The organism is Nostoc sp. LEGE 06077 (assembly GCF_015207705.1).
Lineage (GTDB): Bacteria > Cyanobacteriota > Cyanobacteriia > Cyanobacteriales > Nostocaceae > Nostoc_B.
This window is the reverse complement of record NZ_JADEWI010000130.1, coordinates 1-1,173: the sequence shown is the minus strand read 5'-3', so window position 1 is coordinate 1,173 and position 1,173 is coordinate 1. Positions and strand designations below refer to the sequence as shown.

At 39.6% G+C, this 1,173-nt stretch carries 1 protein-coding gene; it reads right to left on the bottom strand.

Annotation, left to right across the window (positions count from 1 at the left end; translation table 11 throughout):
- Positions 1-27: 27 nt before the first annotated feature.
- A protein-coding gene (locus tag IQ244_RS32210; protein ID WP_193900712.1) for an ISKra4 family transposase occupies positions 28-1,097 on the bottom strand; the annotation gives its coding sequence in 2 pieces (ribosomal slippage) (positions 28-941 and positions 941-1,097; 1,071 coding nt in all).
- Positions 1,098-1,173 lie beyond the last annotated feature (76 nt).

Genomic DNA, 1,173 nt, shown 5'->3' with positions numbered 1-1,173 from the left:
GGGAGCATCCACTTTTGGCAGAAATACTCAAATAGCAAGTAAACCATTAAGATAAGCACAACGAACAGAGAGGATGTGATTAACACTCTCAACATTCCACTGTGCGCCAGAAATTTTTATCCTAGCGCCAATCTGTTTAATAGCAGACTCGACCGCACCAGAACCAATAGAACAAAATTGTTCAGCCTGGTAATAGCTGTAATTGACAATCCGAGAGCGATGTTTTTCAAGATAAGCAATGAAGTTTTTCACTTGTTTACCTCGGCAATGAAGAAATAAAGCTTGAGTATTATCTACCTGACCTTGCCATAACAAAGTTTCAGCAGCTTTGAGCCGTTTTAAAGAACCACCCACTTTGTAAAGATTTTCTTTGAGGTGATACCAATCTAAGATTTCCCAACGCTCAAAATGCTGTGATTGTCCAAACTCTTTGACTAAATTCCATACACCATCATGACCATCTCCCAAACAGACAAGTGGTTTAACCAGATGCTGGCTATTGACATAATCAACTAATGATTGGTTGTCATCAAAAAATGCGCCATAATAAATTCCTTGTAGACGAACAGTTTTATAGTCTCGCCAGTAACAAGCTACTTGCGATTTGCTGCGCAGTCGTACTTTTCCACCATCCACGCTCACTTCGGAAACGGCTTGTTTTGCCAATGGTAGCTGAAAATCTTGTTCAAGAACTAGTTTTTGTTGTGTCGTATGACCAACTTTCACTCCTGTCAATGCCTCAACTTCAATTTCTGCTTTTTGGTATGAAACGCTCGCTGACAACCTTAAACAACATTTTTGAAGTAATGGACTTAACCGGGTTCTTGGCTCCAAACCCAGTTTCTGTAACTGTTTGGCTTTAAGAGTCAGTTCCCCCACTAAGCTTTTAATTTTTCTGGTTTTACCTACTTTTGTTCCAGTTTTTTGTTCGATAAAAAAAGGGCTATTTCTGGGCTGACTATTTCTAAGATTTGACTCCGAACTGTTTTTTCTATGCCTTCGAGGTCTGTCAGCTTACTTTTGTCTGCTTCTTCATACAACAGGGTTGACAATTCTTGTAAGCAGGCTTTGATTCGTTCTTGTTTATCTTGGTTCATGGCGAGTCATACACACTGTTTTATCTGTTGTTATCTTCTCCCAGAACTTGTATATCTTCCAAAAGTGGATGCTCCC